The sequence below is a fragment of the Planococcus plakortidis genome (assembly GCF_001687605.2).
Lineage (GTDB): Bacteria > Bacillota > Bacilli > Bacillales_A > Planococcaceae > Planococcus > Planococcus plakortidis.
Genome location: NZ_CP016539.2, coordinates 1274249 through 1293307, shown reverse-complemented (window position 1 = coordinate 1293307; position 19059 = coordinate 1274249). Strand labels below are relative to the sequence as shown.

Genomic DNA, 19059 nt, shown 5'->3' with positions numbered 1-19059 from the left:
GTTATCAGTGTTTGGTCGACTGGCGTTCTTCCAGGCGGTACGGGAGCACGACCTGATTTTCTTCAATTTCCTCATTGTTCATATATTTTGTCAACAAGCGCATCGACACTGCGCCGATATCGTAAAGCGGCAATGCTACTGCCGTCAGCATCGGACGGGCCATGCGTGCGAGTTTCGAGTTTTCGTAAGTGATGATTTCCACATCTTCAGGGATGCGCTTCCCGCTAGCTTCCACAGCATGGATGACCCCTATCGACATTTCATCGTTGCTGACGAAATAAGCTGTCGGTTCGATCGCTTCCAGTTCACTTACGGCTTCCAGCCCTTCTTCATAGGTGTTATTGCATTCGATGACCAGGTGTTCATCATACCCCAGACCCGCTTCCTGCAATGCGTCCTGATAGGCTTTCAGTTTATGTTCACGGTTGATCTCGGACGATAGAGGGCCAGAAATATAAGCAATTTTCTTATGCCCGCTGTCGATGAGTTTTTTGACCGCTTCATAAGCAGCGGCATAATAATCGATGTTAACGGAAGCGATCGATGCTGTATCATCGATGGACCCCGCCAAGACGATCGGCGTAGGGGAACGTTCCATCTCCTTGCGCAATTCATCCGAAATGACATCGCTCATGAAAACAATGCCATCCACTTGCTTGCCGAGCATGGTTTCGAGCAATTGAAGCTCCTTGTTTGGATTCTGGTCGGAATTGGACAGGATGATGTTATAGCGGTACATCGTTGCGATATCTTCGATGCCCCGTGCCAGTTCAGAATACGTACTATTGGATATATCCGGTAATACGACGCCGACCGTTGTTGTTTTCTTGCTCGCCAACCCACGAGCTACGGCATTCGGACGATAGCCGAGTTCTTCGATCACTTTCAGTACTTTTTTTCTTGTGGCCGGTTTTACATTTTGGTTGCCATTCACTACCCGGGAGACGGTAGCCATGGAAACATTTGCCTCGCGTGCCACATCATAAATCGTAACGGTCATTTTGCGCCCTCCTGTTCCATTCTTTCATTCAATGATACGATAACCGCTTTATGAATATCAACTCTTATTATGTATTGCAGTAACGCTTATGGGGAAAGTTCATGAAACTGTCCATCTTTTGGGCCTGATTCCACATTCTTTCCCCGCTGCTACTCCTCTATAAAAAATAAAAAAGCCGGAACGAGTCCGGCTCTTGCTTATACTTTCAATTCATACTGCTTCATGAACTTCATCAATGAATCGTAGTATTCATCGAATTGCGGCAAGCTCATTTGCTGCTGTGCGTCAGAAAGTGCGACTGCAGGATCCGGGTGGACCTCAGCCATCACCCCATCAGCTCCGATAGCGATTGCCGCTTTGGCAGCAGGCAATAACAAGTCGCGGCGGCCAGTAGAATGTGTTACATCTACGAATACCGGCAAATGCGTTTCCTGTTTCAAGATCGGCACTGCGGAAATATCAAGTGTGTTGCGCGTCGCTTTTTCGTATGTGCGGATTCCACGCTCGCAAAGGATGATCTGGTCATTTCCGTTAGCGATGATGTACTCAGCTGCCTTGATGAACTCATCGACCGTCGCAGACATGCCGCGCTTCAATAGCACCGGTTTGTTGATCTGCCCAACAGCTTTTAATAGCTCGAAGTTCTGCATATTGCGTGCGCCTACTTGAACGACATCCAGGTAATCCAATGCTTCTTCCAAGTGATGTGGCGTCACGATTTCCGTCACGACACCAAGTCTGTATTGATCAGCTGCTTTTTTCAGCATCTTCAAGCCTTCTAATCCTAGGCCCTGGAAATCATATGGCGATGTACGCGGCTTGTATGCCCCGCCCCGGATCAATTTTAACCCTTTGTCGCTGATGGCTTGTGCTACTTGATCGACTTGCTCTTGAGACTCAACAGCACACGGGCCGAAGATGAATGATGGTGCGCCTTCGCCAATGTTCTCGCCATTGACGGAAACGATTGTGTCTTCCGCCTTTTTCTTGCGGGAAACAAGAAGTGCTTTCCGGCTATCCTCTTCTTGCATATCAAGTGCGGATTTGAAGATTTCCTTGAAAATATGGTCGACTGTCTTTTGGTCGAGCGGACCATTGTTATTTTCTTTCAATAGGTTCAGCATATGGCGCTCGCGTAATGGATCGTACTTTGTAGCGCCTTGCTTTTCCTTGATTTTCCCGATCTCCTGGATCACGGAAGCTCTCTCGTTGATAAGAGAAAGAATTTGCAGGTTCACTGCATCCACTTGTTCTCTAAGCTGTTCCAATTCTGTATGACTCATTCTCCACTTCCCCTTTCAAGAGTGACGCTTTTAATAGGTGTCATATTAACACGATATGACCATTATAAGCAAACTATTCAGGAAAGTCACGAATTATGTTTAGCGATTCAACGCGCTAAAGCGTTTTCATTGTGAAGATCCCATCGCAAAGCCACTAGTAGCACGGGATATTGTTGCAGAATTAATTCTTTTTCCATAGAAAAACGGATGGAATCATTCCATCCGTTTTCGTTGGTCAGGCATTGGAAGCTAAGCAATGAATTCCTTCATCGCTTTGCTTTTGATCTTGTTATGGCTCGCATGCCAGTCGACTTGCTCGCTGGCAAAATGGAAGAGTTGAGGGGATTCATGGCGAATCCCTGTTATTTCCTCGATTGACGCCGAAAGCTCTCTGTCTTCCTGGACGACAAGATAAAGGAATAATTGATGGGGATGCAATGATGCATACTCTGAATACTCTTTCCATGCGCCTGCTGAGACCGGACAAGTGCTGCTATGCTTGAACAGCCAATAATGCTGTTCACGGCCCACCGCTTGCTTAAGCTCATCCAAGTTCCTCACATGTACAAAGTTTTCCATTTCAACCGCTCCCAAAATTAATTCTTTTTGTTCTGATTGCTTTGTGAATTTGAAGATCCTTTTGTATTTGAAGACCCTTGGGAATTCGAAGACCCTTTTGAAGTTGAAGATCCTTGTGATGCCGAAGAACCTTTAGCGCTAGAGGAAGATTTTGAATCAGCCGAACTTTGCAGGCTTGCAGAAGCATTCGTGCCTGCTGATGTTTTCGAATCGTTATGGCTTGATTTGTTTTCTTCCTTCACTTCTTCGACCGCTTCTTTCAAGGCGTTCGCTGTAGATGTGAATGCATCGTTTCCTGCTTTGTCGCCGTTAGCGGTTTTGTTTTGGACGGTTTCCAACAACTCCACGCTTTCTTCGCCTTCGGATGAAGCAGTTCCATCATCCATCGGTGAGCTACTGCCTTTCATGCTCTTAACCTTATCAACTACTTTCGTCGATTGCTCTTTCAATTGCTGCGTGAAACCAGGGTTGTCCGTCGAATCGCCGGATTCTTTGGACTGCTGTGCTTTTTCCTTGAACGTGGTGGCTTGCGTCTTCAAGTCAGCCTGAAGTTCTTTCCCTGCTTTAGGAGCGAAGAACAAGGCCGCTGCTGCCCCGACCAAGCCGCCGACGATCATGCCTGTCAAGAAGCCGGATCCGCCGTTCGATTCTTCATAATCGTATAAATCGTCATAGCGGCTCGATGATCCGTACGATTGCGGTACAAATTGGCTTTGTTCATACTGTCCGCCTTGGTCGTTGTACTTGCCGCCTTGCGTATAGTATTCGCCGTTGTATTGGGATTCATTATAATCAGGTTTTGAATAGGTATTTTTATTTTTTCCCATTGTCCATTCCTCCATTATATTCGTGATTTGATGGTATTAATATTGGTCGCTGCTGCCCGGCAATTTCTTTTGGCCAGGTACTGGCGCGTATTGCTCTGTGTTGCGCGTCTGGTAGACTTTGCGTTCTTTCCATTTGTCCGCGATGCCCATTGCGACATTGCTCCACTGGACCACTTGGGCGATTTTGTCTTCATTCTGCTCGACTTGCACGCCGACGCGTGAAGTGATGTGGCGCACTGTAGAGTTCAGGTCTGTCACAGAATTCCCGACACCTTTGACTGCATCGACTACACCGTTCAATTTCTCTGATTTGACAGTGATGTCTTCAGCGAGTTCGTTCGTTTTATGCAATAGGTTCGTCGTCTCCAACGTAACCCCCTGCAATTGGTTTTCCAGCCCTGAGACAGTTCCGGAAACCTCTTTTAACGTGTTCTTGAGTGAATTCAAAGTCATCGCCAACGCTACGCATAGAATTAAGAATCCAATAGCGGCGACAATCGCGGCAATGTAAAGCAAGATTGACCAATCCATTCCGTTTCCTCCTTCGATTTTAGATAAATTTCGTATACCTGTTTTCTACCCTGCCCTATATGGGTTTAAACACGCCTCTATTGTTATTCGGCAAAAGCTTTTAAATGCCTGCCACTCCCCTATAATATTTTGCGATTCCTGCCCAGTTCTTTTTATGCCATAGAAAAAAGCCTGACCATATGTAATGGTCAGGCTTTTTTCGGCATTGCCAGCACATCTTCATAAGCTTGCTGGAATTTCGTTACATCCCCAGCTCCCATGAAAAGGTATACTGCATTATCATGGATTCTTAATTTTTCAACCTCATCCAATTGCAGGAGTTGGCTGCTGTCGATTTTTTCCTGGAGGTCCCGGATAGTTAAAGTTCCAGCTTCTTCTCTGGCAGAGCCGAAAATATCACATAAATAGACATGATCCGCCTCTTGCAGGCAATCTGCGAATTCCTGGAGGAAAGTCTGGGTACGGCTGAATGTGTGCGGCTGGAAGATTGCGATCAGTTCGCGATCCGGATACTTTTGGCTGGCTGATTGCAACGTGGCGCGAATCTCGGTCGGATGGTGGGCATAATCGTCGATGAGCACCCGGTCCCCGATGACGGTTTCAGTAAAGCGGCGCTTGACACCTTCATAACTCACGAATTGGCGTTGGATGATTTCTGCCGGGATGCTTTCGTACTGGCATAGCGAAATGACAGCGAGTGCATTCAAAACGGCATGGTCCCCATACATCGGGATGGTGAACGTATGGAAGAATTCGTTGCGGATGACGACATCGAATGTCGTCCCTTCCGTCGTTTTGACGATATTGCGGGCCTGGAAGTCGTTTTCTTCGCCAAATCCATAATAGACGACCGGAACAGGTGCCTGGATTTGCTGCAGGTATTCATCATCTCCGCAAGCGATGATGCATTTCTTCACTTGCTGCGCCATTTCCTGAAACGCCTTGAAGACATCATCGATGCTGCCGAAATAATCGGGATGATCGAAGTCGATATTCGTCATGATGGCATAGTCGGGATGATACGCCAAGAAGTGGCGGCGGTATTCACACGCTTCCGCTACAAAGAAATGTGATTCTTCCTGTCCCGACCCCGTACCGTCACCGATCAAGTATGAGACGGGCTTGTAACCGTTCAGCACATGCGCCATAAGGCCCGTGGTCGAAGTTTTTCCATGTGCGCCAGTGATGGCGACCGAAACGTATTGCCTCATCAAGTCACCGAGGAATTGATGATACCGGATGATCGTCGCGCCGCTTTCACGGGCTTTGACCAGCTCTGGATGCTCGTCGTTAAATGCATTTCCGGCGACGATCGTCATGTCCTGCGAAATGTTTTCCGGATCGAAAGGCAAAATCGTAATGCCTCTTTCCCGCAGCCGCTCTTCCGTAAAGAAATGCTGTGCGATATCAGAGCCTTGCACCGATTCGCCCATATCGTGCATGATTTGGGCCAGCGCGCTCATGCCGGAGCCTTTAATGCCCGTAAAATGTAATACTGTCATAAATGAACCTCCTGTGGGAGTGGAAAATTAGTCTAGTCAAACCGCCTGTGCGGAATCAATAGCTGGATGGTTTTTCACAATGCTCCGATTATAACACAAACTCGGGAGGCACTGAAATAATCAATAATTCCTGTAATTCCGGCGGCGCCTAGGTTCAACGGAACACTTCTTCGATATCGCTTTCAGTAATGAGTACCGTTCTTGCTTTGCTGCCATTCTGTTCGGAGATAAAGCCATATTCTTCGATCAAATCCATTAAGCGGGCAGCCCGGTTATAGCCGATATGGAATTTTCGCTGCAACAAGGATGTCGATGCGCTTCCTTGTGACATGATGAAACGGCAGGCTTCCTCGAACAAATCATCCTGTTCGGAAGGCGATTGGCTGCGCTGGATCAATTCCTCTTCTTTGAAAATATAGTCGGGTTCTCCTTGAGCACGGACATGGGCGATGACGTTTTCAATCTCGTCATCTGTCACGAACGTTCCCTGTAAGCGATTTGGCGCGGCCATGCCGTTCCCCAAATACAGCATATCCCCCCGCCCGAGCAAACGCTCGGCTCCCTGCGTATCGAGGATCGTCCGGCTATCGACTTGTGACGAGACCGAAAAAGCGATGCGCGTCGGGATATTGGATTTGATCAACCCTGTAATGACGTCCACCGACGGGCGTTGCGTAGCGATCACTAAATGGATTCCGCAGGCACGTGCTTTTTGGGCGATGCGGCAAATGGAATCTTCCACGTCTGAAGGCGACATCATCATCAAATCGGCCAATTCATCGATGACGATCAGGATATACGGCAGATGTTGTGCCGGATGCCCTTTGTCGTTGACCATTTTGTTATAGCGCTCCAGATCGCGCACTCCTGTATGGGCGAAAAGTTGATAACGGCGTTCCATTTCCTCCACTGCCCATTTCAGGGAAGCGGTCGCTGCCTTGACGTCCGTAATGACCGGGCTAACTAAATGCGGGATATGGTTGTATGGTGCCAACTCGACCATTTTCGGGTCGATCAACAGCATTTTCAGATCGCGTGGCGATGATTTGTAGAGCAGGCTGACGAGCAGTGAATTGATGCATACGCTTTTCCCGGACCCTGTAGCGCCGGCAATCAAGCCGTGCGGCATTTTACGTAGATCGAGCGTAACCGGATTCCCGGCAAGGTCGAGCCCGAGCGCTGCTTCAAGCGGTGACGCCGATGCTTTGAAGTTCGGGCTTCCGATGACTTCCGATAAGCGCACTGCGCGGCTTTGGCGGTTCGGGATTTCGATGCCAATCGAGCTTTTTCCGGGAATCGGCGCTTGAATGCGGATATCCCGCGCCGCAAGCGCTAACTTCAGATCATCGGCCAAGTTGCGGATCTTGCTCACTTTGATCCCTTGTGCGACACGCAGCTCAAAGCGCGTGACGGCAGGGCCTTGCACCGTCCCGATGATTTCCGCCTTGATCTGGAAATGGGACAAAGCTTCAACAAGGCGCTCGCCTTGTTCTTGCATCCACGTTTCATCTTTTAAATCGTTCTCAGGCTCAAGAAGATACTCATGCCCTGGCAACTGGTAGCCAGTATAGCTTGTTTCATCACGATCTGCTGGTTTAGCTGTGGTTTCCTCTATTAATGCCGTTTTTTTTTCCGCTGTCGGTGTTTGCGGCTGTTTCGGCAGACGCTCTTTATCCGATTTCAGCATTAACACATTGAATGGCACGGTTCGTTCCTTTTTGGCCATGCCCTGTGTTTTCGCTTGCGGCAATACCGGTTTCGGCTCCGGGTTATGTACATGATCTTCACTTTTAGTTTCTGCCTGTGGGCTTTGCGGCATTTCTGCAAGGATTTCTTTTTCCACTACAGGCTGTTCAGCAAATGCCGGCGATCCGCCTTTGCCCGTATCTTCCTCATGAATTTCCTCATTCACATCAGCACTGGCTGCGTCCGCCGCCTCTTTCAATGACTGTTGTTGATCAGTTGTGCGGTAAACGGTCACTTCCGCTTGTTCAGGTTGTTGAGGCATTTTTTCAGGCGCTTGTTCAGCTTTTTGGTTTTTTGGCAATAAGTCCTGGAGGCTGCGATCTGCCCATTCATACTGGGGTTCAGGCTTTTTTTCCGGTTGCTGATCTTCTGCCGCTTCTGCTTTTTCAAATGTTGTTTCACTGATAGATGCAGTTTCTGGAGCTTGCTCATTATGTTCTACAGGCTTATATACCGTTGTTTCCATGGAGGAACGCGGTTTTTTTGACTGCGGCAACCGGTCGTCGCTTTTTTTGTACAATTCTTGCAGGCTGCGCTGCGACCAATCGTTTTTGCGTTCAAGCTCCGCTTTCTTTTTCGCTTCCTGTTCCAACAGTTCATCGATTGGCGTCGGACGGTCCGTGAACCCGTGTACAGGGGACGCGACACGCGTCGGCTGGAAGCGCCGTGTCGTGTTGCCCGGCAGGTCAAGCCCTTGCGATTCAGCTGTTTTCGGTACATGGGGACGCTTTTTCTTGGTGCGCCCTGCATTCGGTTTTGGCAATTTACCGCTCGGCTCCAAGGCATCGAGTTCATAAGTCTTTTCTTCGGTTGTTTTGGGAGCCATGTCAACGCGCGGTTTTTCTTCCCGCCGTTCAGGTGTGCGTGTCTCAACAGGCAGGCCTTTTGCTTCTTCATCGGAAATGAGCGGAAACCGGAAAGGCGCCGGTTTGCTCGCCTGTTGCGTTGGCTCGATATGCTCCGTTTCCTCGCTGTGGTCATACGGTTTCTCTTCTGCTCCTGTTTCTTCTGTAAACATTTTATTCCATATATTTTTCATCCAGCTCATCGTTACACCTTCATTTCAAATGGAGATCCTGTTTGCGCATCTTCCGGCAATACCAAAATTCCTTTTTCCGCCGGTGCATCCGGCAAGCCCAATTCTTTTGCTGAGCAAATCATGCCGCTAGAAGCGGTCCCGCGCAATTCTGCATCGCGGATGACCATACCCGAAGGCATGACCGCCCCCACTTTAGCGACGACCACTTTCTGGCCCGCTTCGACATTCGGCGCGCCGCAAACGATCTGCAGGGTTTCTTCGCCGACGGCTACTTGGCACACATTCAATTTATCCGCATTCGGGTGCTTGTCTTTCGATTCCACATAGCCGACGACGAATTTCGGCGTCAAATCGACTTCCAAGGTGTGTGAGACGCCGTTTTTCTCCAACGCATTTTGTAGCGCTGTTACCAATGCTTCAGTCACTTCGACAGGCTGCCCTTCCGCAAGGTCTATATAATCGCTTGCCTGGAATAAATTGAACCCTGCGATTTCCTGTTGCTCGTTTTTGATCAAGGTCACATCACCAAATTGTTCCGTATGGATTTTATCCGGTTTTTCCAATGTCAATTGGACAAGCAGCACATCGCCGACGCCCTGTTTATTATAGAATGCATTCATTTTTTATCGTTCTCCTTCTCGGGTCTGTTTTTCGCTAGGATGAATATCGGTTCAAACATCTCGTTTTCATAGACAAATGACAAGGACGTAATCGGCACTTTGCCATTCGTGAAGAAATGCATCGCCATTTGGGCGAGCACATCGTATCCGGCTTCGTTGCGGATATCCCCGATGATCAAGACGTCCTGATGGGGTACCGAAACGGTCATGTCCCCTTGTATCTTCTTTTTCATGTCTTTTAAAAAGGTTTCATTCAAGATGCGCGACGCATCATATCCATCGTTTTCATTCAGGAAGTAGAAAACATTGCCTGCCACATGGTCTTCCTTGACAGCGGTTTTTAATTTCTTCACTTGGAATTTGGCGATTTCCTGCACTTGTTCGGCTGTCAGCGCTAGGCTATCCAATACCTTTTCATCAATCAAGCGATAAGTCGTCCCGGCATCAAGCGCGTAGTAAATGCGCGTTTCTGCCGTATGGGGCGATGTCAGGAAGCGATGGCCTTCACGCGATTCTTCCGGAAACGAAGTTGCGCGGATGACCGGGTAAATATGCTGTTCGCCCGGCAACTCTCCAGCTGACTCGCGTTCCATCGCCTGGAAAGTCTCAGAAATGGTATAGGCGATTTCCTCGATTGCTGCATCGCCTTTCGTTTCGAAACGATTGATCACTTGCGGCAGGGAGATGGTCATGCCTTTTCCAAGCTTTTTATGCCTTACGTTCGCAATATCTTTTTGGCGGTCCAATGTCCAGCTCAGCTGGTCATTTGCAACCCGCTCTTTCAGTATAGTAAATAACTCGGCGGATTTCATTCCTAATTTCCTCCTTTTCACAAACAAACGGTTCATCCTGCACACAGGAGAACCGTTTTCCCTTTTATTTTGACAGCTTGGAGATAAACGATTCAATTTCCTCCTGCGTCTTGCGGTCTCGGCTGACGAAACGCCCTTGCTCTTCGCCTTCCCGGAATCCGAGGAAGCTTGGGATTCCATAGATGTCTTTTTCGATGCATAAATCGATGAATTGGTCCCGGTCAACCGAAACGAAAGTATAGTCGCTGAATTTCTCTTCAATATCGGGCATGATGGGATCGATCACCCGGCAATCGGGACACCATCCGGCCGTAAACATGAAAATGACATTTTCCGTGTTGGCCAGCCGCATGAATTGTTCCGTTGATTGCAATTTCTCCATATCGTTCACTCCTCTTGCGCCGCTTCAATTGAACGGGCGGTTTTCATCATCCACTCCATGTGATTGCGGAGCGCGGATTGTTCAGCTACTGTCGATAGTTTCGCCCCGCCCGAACTGACCACCAATTCATAGCGGTCTTCAGCAATTGTGCGGACAGTGACGAAACCGAACCGGCCGTGCTGGCTGAATTTCTCGTCAGCAAGCCATGTTTCTTCCGGATTCGCTTTCTGCAAATCATAGAAGAAGGTGCTATCCGGTGCTTCGTTTGGGTTAAGGAATAACGCAAACGCCTGGCTGCCGCGGGTGATCAAGACATTATGATCGTCCGAAGGCTCTTCAACTTCATAGCCCCCGGGAATATAAAGCTCCGTTTCACCGGCCGTCTCATTCGGTTCCGGCGCTTCCTCTTCAAATGCCGCCCTGGCGTCCGATACGCCTTCCGCCAGTTCGTCCCCAGGACTGACGCAGCCGGCGAGGACAAAGACTGACGAGAACAACATCATTTGTAAACCCTTGCGAAGCACAGCATTTCCCCTTTTTTCTCCATCTGCTCCCCATCTCCTTAACTGGCTGTCTAGCGGGATGGGCTTGATTGATTATGCTTTTCTTTTCAAGCTATATTTTAAAGATGTTTATGGGCACATGCAACTTAATCGCTGTTTGCTTGCCATTGCCCGAACAATAAGACGACGATTTGGGAAAATAGCTCGACCCGGTTCAGTTTGCCGGCAGTTAAAATGCCGATCGCCCCTTTATGATGGCGGATGCCTGTTTCCTGTGCATAACGGTCCATAACAGGGCCGAGCTCTTCGCCAGCACGCAACAGTGTAGCGATTTCCGCTGGCAACGGCACTTGCGCCCCGCCTGCAACGTAAACGGCCCCGGTTGATGTGACAAGCGCTCCCCAATTACACAAGTATAATGTGCCGTCGAGTTCAAAAACGCCGCCTTCCAACCCGATTGCCGCGTCAAAACCAGCCAGTACATGATGCGCACGGTTGATCGCCCCGGCTTTTGTTTCTTCAATGGAAAAAGGCTGTGCTGAAACGCCTGATTGTGCTTCTTGTTGATTGACCTCTGCTTGAACGGTTAATTTCTCAAGAGCTGACGTGACTGCCCCTATTTTAGCCGGATTGGTCGATGCCACGCATAATTTCATAGTTCTCCCGCCTTTTCATTGCGTTTTTTTCATTCAGATGAAAAGCGGCCCGAGGGCCGCTTTTCGTCAGACGTTTTGTTTGATTGTATCAATCGTCGATTGGTCTGTTTCCTTCACCAGTTTTACGAGCAGTTCCTTAGCGGCTGCGTAATCGTCGGTGTGGATGACCGAGGCGGAGGTATGGATATAGCGAGAGCAGACCCCGATGACGGAACTTGGGATCCCTTCGTTCGCGATGTGGACTTTCCCAGCATCCGTTCCGCCTTGCGAAACGAAATACTGATAAGGGATGTTATGCGTTTCAGCAGTATCGAGAATAAATTCACGCATGCCGCGGTGCGTGACCATCGTGCGGTCGAGGATGCGCAAGAGCGCCCCTTTACCTAACTGGCCAAATTCGTTCTTATCCCCTGTGGCATCGTTTGCCGGGCTTGCGTCCAGTGCATAGAAGATATCCGGTTGGATCAAATTGGCTGCCGTCTGCGCACCGCGAAGGCCGACTTCTTCCATGACCGTCGCGCCCGAGAACAATTGGTTCGGCAACGATTCGCCTTGCAATTCTTTCAGCAATTCGATCGCCAATCCGCAGCCGTAGCGGTTGTCCCAAGCTTTTGCCATGATTTTCTTATCATTGGCCATTGGTGTGAACGGGCTGAATGGGACGATTTGCTGACCTGGGCGAACGCCCATCGAGAGCGCATCTTCTTTATCATCCGCACCGATATCGATCAGCATGTTCTTGATGTCCATCGGCTTTTGGCGCGTCGCCTCATCCAGGAGATGCGGCGGGATCGACCCGACGACACCCGGAACGATCCGGTCTCCTGCAACGACGTCCACGCGCATCGCCAGCATGACCTGGTTCCACCAGCCGCCGAGTGGCTGAAAGCGCAGCATGCCGTTATCGGTGATTTGGGACACCATGAAGCCCACTTCGTCCATATGGCCGGCCACCATGACACGCGGCCCATCCTGCGCGCCTTTTTTGACGCCGAATATACTTCCAAGGTTATCCGAGATAATATCGTCCGAATACTTTTCGAGCTCGCTGCGCATGAACTTGCGCACGGCATGTTCATTGCCAGGTGCTCCCGGAAGCTCGGTTAAGGTTTTAAACAACGTTCTTGTATCTTGGTTCAAGTGAATTCCCCCCTGATAAATATGTATATGCATCCTTTATCAGTTTAGAGCTTTTTCCTTGTGAATGCCAGTTCAGGTAGTTCGATTGACGAAATATTTTGGGTACTTGCTGTTCATTGCATACATATTTCCGCTTTATGGTACAATTTAGCCAGAATGCAAAGGAGGGGTTTTCATGAAAAGTCGTGATTTACTCATTGGATTTGCTGCCGGAGCAGCCGCAGCCTATATCGCAAAGGAAATTTACGAAAACAAACAGACGCTTTACCCAGCCGACGATGTCTTGAAGAAGGTCAAACAGTCTTTCAAAGAGGAAGGCCCGATCGACGGTTCGTGGATCTTCATGAAAACCGAGCCTTATAATCAGCACGCGGTCAAAACCGAAGTGTATAAAGGCGGTATCACGCGGCATCGCGACGATGAACTCGAGCAATACGAATTTTTAGCCGATGCATATACGGGAGCTGTCCTAGAAGTCACAAAATCATAAAAGGCCACGATAAAACGCCCTGCGGCATACATCTGCAGGGCGTTTTGCTATTTGCTATTCAAACACTTTTTCTTTGCGCTCGAGCGCATCGACGATTTCTTTGCCATCTGCGTTCCATTTGATGAGACGGTAGAACGCATCGTGATAGAAGCTGAAATAGAAGTTGCCCGGAAGCGCTTCTTTCATCAGCTTGTCTTTTGCATAGATCGAGTCCATTGGATAATCGTCGAACGCCAATACCCAAAGCGGGTTTTGGTGGGCATGGGTCGGCATGATATCGCCCATATGAAGGATCGTCTCCCCATTCTGCTCCAACTTGATGACGCTATGGCCATTCGAATGGCCGCCTGTATGGATCATGGTGATGGCGTCGAAAACGGTCACTTGATCGGTGAAGGTCTTGACCTGTCCGGTGATCGGTTCCCAGTTTTCTTTCCAATACGTATTGCGCGAGCGGATGTTCGGGTTCTGCATTTCTTCCCATTCCACAGCCGACACGTAAATTTCCGCGTTCGGGAACGCAGGCACATATGTTTCCCCTTGTTTTTTCGTCAAGCCTGCCGCGTGATCGCCGTGAAGATGAGTCATCAAGATCGTGTCAATATCTCCCGCAGACAAGCCCAGTTCTTCTAGCTCCTCTTCCACACGCGATTCCGAGGAAACCCCTAAATTACGCTTTTGGCGATCGGTCAATTTGCCAGTGCCAAGGCCGCTGTCGATCAGAATGTTGTGCCCCTTAAATTGCACTAAAATCGGATGGGTCGGCAATTCAATTTGGTTGTGCCCATTAGCAGGATAGCGTTTTGACCAGACTACTTTCGGCACGACGCCGAACATCGTGCCGCCATCCAGCCAAGTCGTCCCCCCATCGAGCCAAGTCAATGACATGTCGTGAAATTGAAATTTCTGCATACAAATTCCCCCTTGTCGAGTTGATGTTACGCTTGGAATTTCGCCTCCAGCCGGTAGATCGGCTGCCCTTTTTTCAAAAACTTTTCTTCATATTCCGTCATGATATTCCATTCCGGTTCGTTGGCGTGAAGATCCAGCGATACATCCTTCAATAACATACCATATTCGGAAATGCTTGTGAGTGAATATTCAAAAAGCCCTCGGTTGTCGGTCTTGAAATGAATTTCGCCGCCTTCGGGCAAGACGCGCTCATACAACTTCAGGAAACTTTCGTGTGTCAAACGGCGTTTTGCGTGTCGCGTCTTCGGCCAAGGATCCGAAAAGTTCAAGTAAACGCGGTCGATCTCGCCTGCTTCGAAAAACGTTTCAAGTTCCTGTGCGTTCACTTGCAAGAGGCGCAAGTTCGGGATGCCGCCTTCTGGCTCTAAAGCCCCTTGAAGCGCCGTCACGATGACGCTTTCGAACAATTCAATTCCGATGTAATTGATATCCGGGTTGGCTTGAGCCATGCCCGTAATGAAACGCCCTTTCCCGCTTCCGGCCTCGATGTGGATCGGACGGTCATTGCCGAATTCTTCGTGCCATTTGCCCTTTAACGCCTCCGGATTCGGAATGACGATTTCCGGATGGCCGGCGATCAAATCCGCCGCCCATGGTTTATATCTTGCTCTCATGTATAGACATCCTCTTTCTGATTATAATTTTGCTTGACGCCATTGTTTCGCTGAAACACGAAAATTTACTTTCTTTTGCGCATCCGTTATTCCTGCCTCGTCCCCGTCCACATGGCGCGGCACGGGACGGTCCACGGCGAACGAAAAATGCTTGCCGCTGAACTGTACGACTTCCGGAAATTTCGTATGGCTTCCGCTAAATACCGTACCAAAAACAGCCAATAGTTTCAATCTCGATAGGCGGTGAACGACCGTCACTTCGAGCTGTCCATCATCGACAGACGAATGAGGCGATATTTTCATGCCGCCGCCAAAATAAGGCTGATTGCTGACGGTCGCGAGCCACACATCCTCAAAATGATGGACCGCTCCATCCAATTCGACCGTGAGGCGGAATTTTTTGAACGTAAACAGAGTGATGACCACAAAAATCAAATACGCCAATTTGCCCAGCCCGACCTTATTCAGCCAGTACTTTACTCGCGAACGATTGACAGCGTGTGCGACAGCGGCATCAAAGCCAATGCCGGAACTGCTGGCAAATAGCTGCTCTATTTCAACTCCCACTTGCCCGATGTCGGTTAACTTTCCTTTAGGGCTTGCCAAAAAACCGCTAATTTCCTGCGCTGCGGAAAAACAACTGAACGTACGCGCAAAATCATTGCCTGATCCGGCGGGGACCGAGGCGATGAATAGTTGCCGTGAGCCGGCCGCAGCTGCGGCAATTTCACGCATCGTCCCGTCTCCGCCAAAGCCGACCACCAAAGTTTCCCGTTCTCTTCGTTTCAATTGATCAACCAATTGGAACGCGTGCCCTGAAGATCGTGTGACGAATTGTTCATGGGGAAAATCGACCGTTCCCGAAAATTTGCGCCATTTTTTAAGTGCCGCCCCATTGCCGGCTGTTGGGTTAATGATAAAGACAATATCCATAGCATTTTCCTTGCCGCTTATGCGCGGCCTTTCAATTGATAAGTTTGAATTTCTTTATAGCGCGGAGTTTCCCGTGGATGAATCTCGAATAAAGAGAACGCATCGACGCGGAAGTCCAGCTTTTCCAGCGGCCAATCTTTCGGCAAGCTGCCACCTTTCCAACGGCTGGCAAGCGTGATATGCGGCACAAAGGGTTTCGGATCGGTCGAAAGCTTCAGCGAATCCAATTGTTGCCCTACAGCTTGTTGAAGTTCCATCAATTCAGGGCTGTCAGCGAGCGCGGCATAGACGATGCGCGGCGTTTCGGCATTGCCGAAGGTCTTCACACCGGCAAGCCGCAAGTGAAACGGCGCTTGGCCGATTTGCCCGAGCCGTTTTGCGATTTCTTCCAATTCCCCGAAGCGGTCTTCGCCGATAAAGACCAATGTAATATGCATATCCGCAGGAGGCGTTAGACGTTTATGGGTAGTCAGCTCCCAGGAGTCTCTCGCTTGCCCAATCTTTTCTGCTATTTGCCCGGGAATCCGGATTCCGATAAAATAATGCGTGCTCATTGCCATCACCTCACTTCATTATAACTGACGGGCATTCAAAAAGGACCGGCTGTTTGCCGGTCCCGGAATTCCATAATAAGTGCAGGAATCAGGAAATAACGCCCAATTTAATCCGCGCTTCGAAAGCCTTTTGCAGTTTGCGCGTCCATTCGCCAGGCGTGCCATCCGCAATCTTCTGGCCCGAAATCTCAACCACGGGCATGACTTCGGAAGTCGTCGAGGATAAGAAGAATTCATCCATTTCAAGTGCCTGTTGCTTCGTGAACGCTGTTTCCACCACGTCGATGCCCAGTTCTTCGCACAGCTCGAAGATGACACGTCTTGTGATGCCGTTCAAGATCAAATTCGTCGCTGGATGGGTATAAAGAACACCGTCTTTGATGCCGTACATATTCGATGACGAGCCTTCTGTCACCGTGTCGCCGCGATGCAGGATCGCTTCGAAATAGCCTTCTTCGTAAGCTTGCTGTTTTGCCATCACATTGCCGAGCAAGTTCAAGCTCTTGATGTCGCAGCGCAACCAGCGCACGTCTTCGATCAGGACTGCTCTCACGCCGTTCTCCAGGAGTTCCACAGGGCGCTCGACCGATTTCGTATAACCGACAACAACCGGTTCGGCATTTTCTGGGAATTGATGGTTGCGCGGAGCGGCTCCCCGTGTAATCTGCACATACACTTGACCGTTGTCGATTTGATTCAACTCGACCAAATCGTGGAGCATCTTGTGGAACACATCTTTCGTGTAAGGAACCGTAATGCGGATTTTCTCTGCGCTGGCATAGAAACGGTCGATATGTTCCGTTGCGGTAAACAAATCGCCCTCGTATACGCGAATCACTTCGTAGATGCCGTCACCGAATTGATAGCCGCGGTCTTCTTTTGAAATCTCCAAATCCTTTTCTTTTACAATCTCACCGTTAGACAAAATCCATTCCATTGCCATTCCTTCTTTCCTGTAATTATTTGCACGCCAATTGATAGATGGCTTCTGCATAGATAGCTGTCGCTTTTACCAGATTGTCGATATCGACGAATTCATCGGCTTGATGCGCAACATCCGGCTCGCCAGGGAACAGCATGCCGAACGCGACGCCTTTATCGAGTACTCGTGCATAAGTGCCGCCGCCGATCGCCAATAAGTCTGCCGGTTCGCCAGTCTGCTTCTCGTAAGCTTCTTGCAAGGTTTGAATGAACGGATCCGCTGCATCGACATGATGGGGTTTAGAATTGGATGCTATCGTTACTTTCACACCATCTATTTGGTGGCCCGCCATCATGTCATCGAATGGGCAGCTGACCGAATAGCGCATGCTGACGCGAACATCGGCCAGTTCCCCCACCTTGAAACGCATAATCCCGGCATTGAATGTCGTATCGCCGGATTCATCATCCGCATATTCAAGCCCAAGCTTCCGTCCCCTGGAATCGCCACCGAAATAATGGGCGATAAAACGGACGAATCCGGCTCCATCTCCGCTAACTTTATCCTGCAAAAATTTAGCGAGCAGAATGCCGGCATTGACGCCTGCGTCCGGCTCCATGGCGTGCGCCGATTTGCCTTGCAGCGTCAACACAGCCCCCTCAGCATTCGGCGTGCAGTTGCCCGACACCTTTTCCGTTTGGCAAAATTCCCGGAATGCTGCATCAATCTCGCCACTTTCCAGTATCACCGTGGCCTCCGCACGGTCCGGCACCATATTGGTCCGTGCCCCTGAAGTGAATTCCAGCAACTCGCCCGTTTTTGCTGAACCAAGAGTGTAGAGGATGTCCGCGATGCCTTTTTCCGCATTGATGATCGGGAAATCCGCATCCGGCGCAAATCCGATATCCGGCATTTCCTCTGTTTGGAAATATCGCTCCACGCATCGGAATCCGCTTTCCTCATCGGTCCCAATGATCAACCTGACGCGGCGTTTAAAATCGCAGCCTGCATCTTTAACCATTTTCAACGCCATCCATGCAGCGATTGTCGGCCCTTTGTCGTCGATAGCCCCACGTCCGAATAATTTCCCGTCAGCGATCTCGCCGCCGAACGGATCTTTTGTCCATCCATCCCCTGCGGGCACAACATCGACATGTCCGAGTATGCCAAGAAGTTCTTCGCCTTCCCCGGTTTCCAAATGCCCTGCCACATTATCGATGTTTTTCGCTTCGAATCCTGCACGCTCGCCTTTCTCTAAAAACCAATCTAGCGCTTTCCGCACTTCTTTTCCATAAGGAGCGCCAGGACTCCCGTCTTCGCTTAAAACGCTCGGAATTGCGATCAATTCCTGCAATTCACTGAGCAATTCTTCTTTACGCCGCTCTGCTTCCTGCTGCCAATCCATGCCTCACACTCCTTTTTGTTATGGCTATTGTACACCTTTTTCAAATAATTTAAAGAATAGCTGGTTATTTTCTGCAGATATTTTCTATTTCATTCATATTAAGTTCCAGTAAAGAAAATCCGAAATCATGGAACTCCAGAAGTTTTTCCGCTATAATCAAATTGTCAGACAAGTCAAATTGACGGATTTTCTAAAAAAGGAGCTGTCTACCGCTATTATTCCTTAATCGCTGTATACACCACACTCACGCGTCCGCTAGTCTTTGCCATTGGTACTAAAGATGAAGGAGTGGTTCTTAACTTATGAAACCCACAACTGACCGCATGCTCATTCGAATCAAAGACATGTACAAGTACATTCTCGAGAACGGGACTGTGACCACACAGGATCTGGTCGATGAATTCGGCATCACTCCTCGCACCATTCAAAGGGATTTGAATGTGTTGGCCTTTAACGAACTGGTAGAAAGCCCAGTCCGGGGCAAATGGACAACGACGGAGAAGAAAGTCAAAATGACATCCTGAAAACAAAGAAAATGACCGCCAAGGC

General features: G+C 49.3%; 21 protein-coding genes. 2 read left to right on the top strand and 19 right to left on the bottom strand.

Going from position 1 to position 19059, the window contains the following annotated elements:
* Positions 1-4: 4 nt before the first annotated feature.
* The 13 genes from ccpA to BBI15_RS06550 form a co-directional block, all read right to left on the bottom strand.
* Positions 5-1000: a catabolite control protein A gene (gene ccpA, locus BBI15_RS06610; protein ID WP_068868835.1), complete on the bottom strand. Its 996-nt coding sequence runs from the start codon at positions 998-1000 to the stop codon at positions 5-7.
* A 197-nt stretch (positions 1001-1197) separates the two neighbouring features.
* Positions 1198-2283: a bifunctional 3-deoxy-7-phosphoheptulonate synthase/chorismate mutase gene (locus BBI15_RS06605; RefSeq protein WP_068868834.1), complete on the bottom strand. Its 1086-nt coding sequence runs from the start codon at positions 2281-2283 to the stop codon at positions 1198-1200.
* Between the two features lie 249 nt (positions 2284-2532).
* Positions 2533-2862 carry a bacillithiol system redox-active protein YtxJ gene (ytxJ, locus tag BBI15_RS06600; RefSeq protein WP_068868833.1) on the bottom strand — a complete coding sequence of 110 codons (330 nt, stop codon included), beginning with the start codon at positions 2860-2862 and terminating at the stop codon, positions 2533-2535.
* Between the two features lie 17 nt (positions 2863-2879).
* The gene (locus tag BBI15_RS06595; protein WP_068868832.1) at positions 2880-3689 is read right to left on the bottom strand and encodes a YtxH domain-containing protein; all 810 of its coding nucleotides are present in this window, start codon (positions 3687-3689) and stop codon (positions 2880-2882) included.
* A 36-nt stretch (positions 3690-3725) separates the two neighbouring features.
* Entirely contained in the window at positions 3726-4220 is a 495-nt protein-coding gene (locus tag BBI15_RS06590; protein ID WP_068868831.1) for a DUF948 domain-containing protein, read from the bottom strand.
* 188 nt (positions 4221-4408) lie between these two features.
* The gene (murC, locus tag BBI15_RS06585) at positions 4409-5722 is read right to left on the bottom strand and encodes a UDP-N-acetylmuramate--L-alanine ligase (RefSeq protein WP_068868830.1); all 1314 of its coding nucleotides are present in this window, start codon (positions 5720-5722) and stop codon (positions 4409-4411) included.
* A gap of 154 nt (positions 5723-5876) precedes the next feature.
* The gene (locus BBI15_RS06580; RefSeq protein WP_068868829.1) at positions 5877-8516 is read right to left on the bottom strand and encodes a DNA translocase FtsK; all 2640 of its coding nucleotides are present in this window, start codon (positions 8514-8516) and stop codon (positions 5877-5879) included.
* Between the two features lie 2 nt (positions 8517-8518).
* Positions 8519-9127, bottom strand: coding sequence for a YtpR family tRNA-binding protein (ytpR, locus tag BBI15_RS06575; protein ID WP_068868828.1), 609 nt, complete (start codon positions 9125-9127; stop codon positions 8519-8521).
* A complete protein-coding gene (locus BBI15_RS06570) occupies positions 9124-9939 on the bottom strand; it encodes a DUF1444 family protein (protein ID WP_068868827.1) in 816 nt (271 codons plus the stop codon). The genes ytpR and BBI15_RS06570 overlap by 4 nt, the downstream gene beginning before the upstream one ends.
* Before the next feature lie 64 nt (positions 9940-10003).
* Positions 10004-10321, bottom strand: a complete 318-nt coding sequence (locus tag BBI15_RS06565) for a thioredoxin family protein (RefSeq protein ID WP_068868826.1) — start codon at positions 10319-10321, stop codon at positions 10004-10006.
* Positions 10322-10326: 5 nt separating this feature from the next.
* Positions 10327-10824 carry a hypothetical protein gene (locus BBI15_RS06560; RefSeq protein ID WP_068868825.1) on the bottom strand — a complete coding sequence of 166 codons (498 nt, stop codon included), beginning with the start codon at positions 10822-10824 and terminating at the stop codon, positions 10327-10329.
* A gap of 146 nt (positions 10825-10970) precedes the next feature.
* Complete coding sequence (locus tag BBI15_RS06555) at positions 10971-11480, bottom strand: DUF84 family protein (protein ID WP_068868824.1); 510 nt, start codon at positions 11478-11480, stop codon at positions 10971-10973.
* 66 nt (positions 11481-11546) lie between these two features.
* Complete coding sequence (locus BBI15_RS06550; RefSeq protein ID WP_418312494.1) at positions 11547-12653, bottom strand: M42 family metallopeptidase; 1107 nt, start codon at positions 12651-12653, stop codon at positions 11547-11549.
* 142 nt (positions 12654-12795) lie between these two features.
* Here BBI15_RS06550 and BBI15_RS06545 point away from each other — a divergent pair, with 142 nt between their 5' ends.
* On the top strand, positions 12796-13110 hold the full coding sequence (locus BBI15_RS06545) for a PepSY domain-containing protein (protein ID WP_068868822.1): 315 nt from the start codon (positions 12796-12798) through the stop codon (positions 13108-13110).
* A gap of 54 nt (positions 13111-13164) precedes the next feature.
* Here BBI15_RS06545 and BBI15_RS06540 read toward each other — a convergent pair whose 3' ends face one another.
* The 6 genes from BBI15_RS06540 to pepV all read right to left on the bottom strand — a co-directional run bounded on the left by BBI15_RS06540 (position 13165) and on the right by pepV (position 18510).
* On the bottom strand, positions 13165-14022 hold the full coding sequence (locus BBI15_RS06540; RefSeq protein ID WP_068868821.1) for a YtnP family quorum-quenching lactonase: 858 nt from the start codon (positions 14020-14022) through the stop codon (positions 13165-13167).
* A 26-nt stretch (positions 14023-14048) separates the two neighbouring features.
* Entirely contained in the window at positions 14049-14696 is a 648-nt protein-coding gene (gene trmB / locus BBI15_RS06535; RefSeq protein ID WP_068868820.1) for a tRNA (guanosine(46)-N7)-methyltransferase TrmB, read from the bottom strand.
* 21 nt (positions 14697-14717) lie between these two features.
* Complete coding sequence (locus BBI15_RS06530) at positions 14718-15629, bottom strand: diacylglycerol/lipid kinase family protein (protein WP_068868819.1); 912 nt, start codon at positions 15627-15629, stop codon at positions 14718-14720.
* Between the two features lie 17 nt (positions 15630-15646).
* A complete protein-coding gene (gene thpR, locus BBI15_RS06525; protein WP_068872533.1) occupies positions 15647-16183 on the bottom strand; it encodes an RNA 2',3'-cyclic phosphodiesterase in 537 nt (178 codons plus the stop codon).
* An 88-nt stretch (positions 16184-16271) separates the two neighbouring features.
* Complete coding sequence (gene dat / locus BBI15_RS06520; RefSeq protein WP_068868818.1) at positions 16272-17120, bottom strand: D-amino-acid transaminase; 849 nt, start codon at positions 17118-17120, stop codon at positions 16272-16274.
* Positions 17121-17142: 22 nt separating this feature from the next.
* A complete protein-coding gene (pepV, locus tag BBI15_RS06515) occupies positions 17143-18510 on the bottom strand; it encodes a dipeptidase PepV (protein WP_068868817.1) in 1368 nt (455 codons plus the stop codon).
* Between the two features lie 302 nt (positions 18511-18812).
* On the opposite strand from pepV, the gene BBI15_RS06510 reads away from it, so the two are divergent.
* The gene (locus BBI15_RS06510) at positions 18813-19034 is read left to right on the top strand and encodes a DeoR family transcriptional regulator (RefSeq protein WP_068868816.1); all 222 of its coding nucleotides are present in this window, start codon (positions 18813-18815) and stop codon (positions 19032-19034) included.
* Positions 19035-19059: the final 25 nt, after the last annotated feature.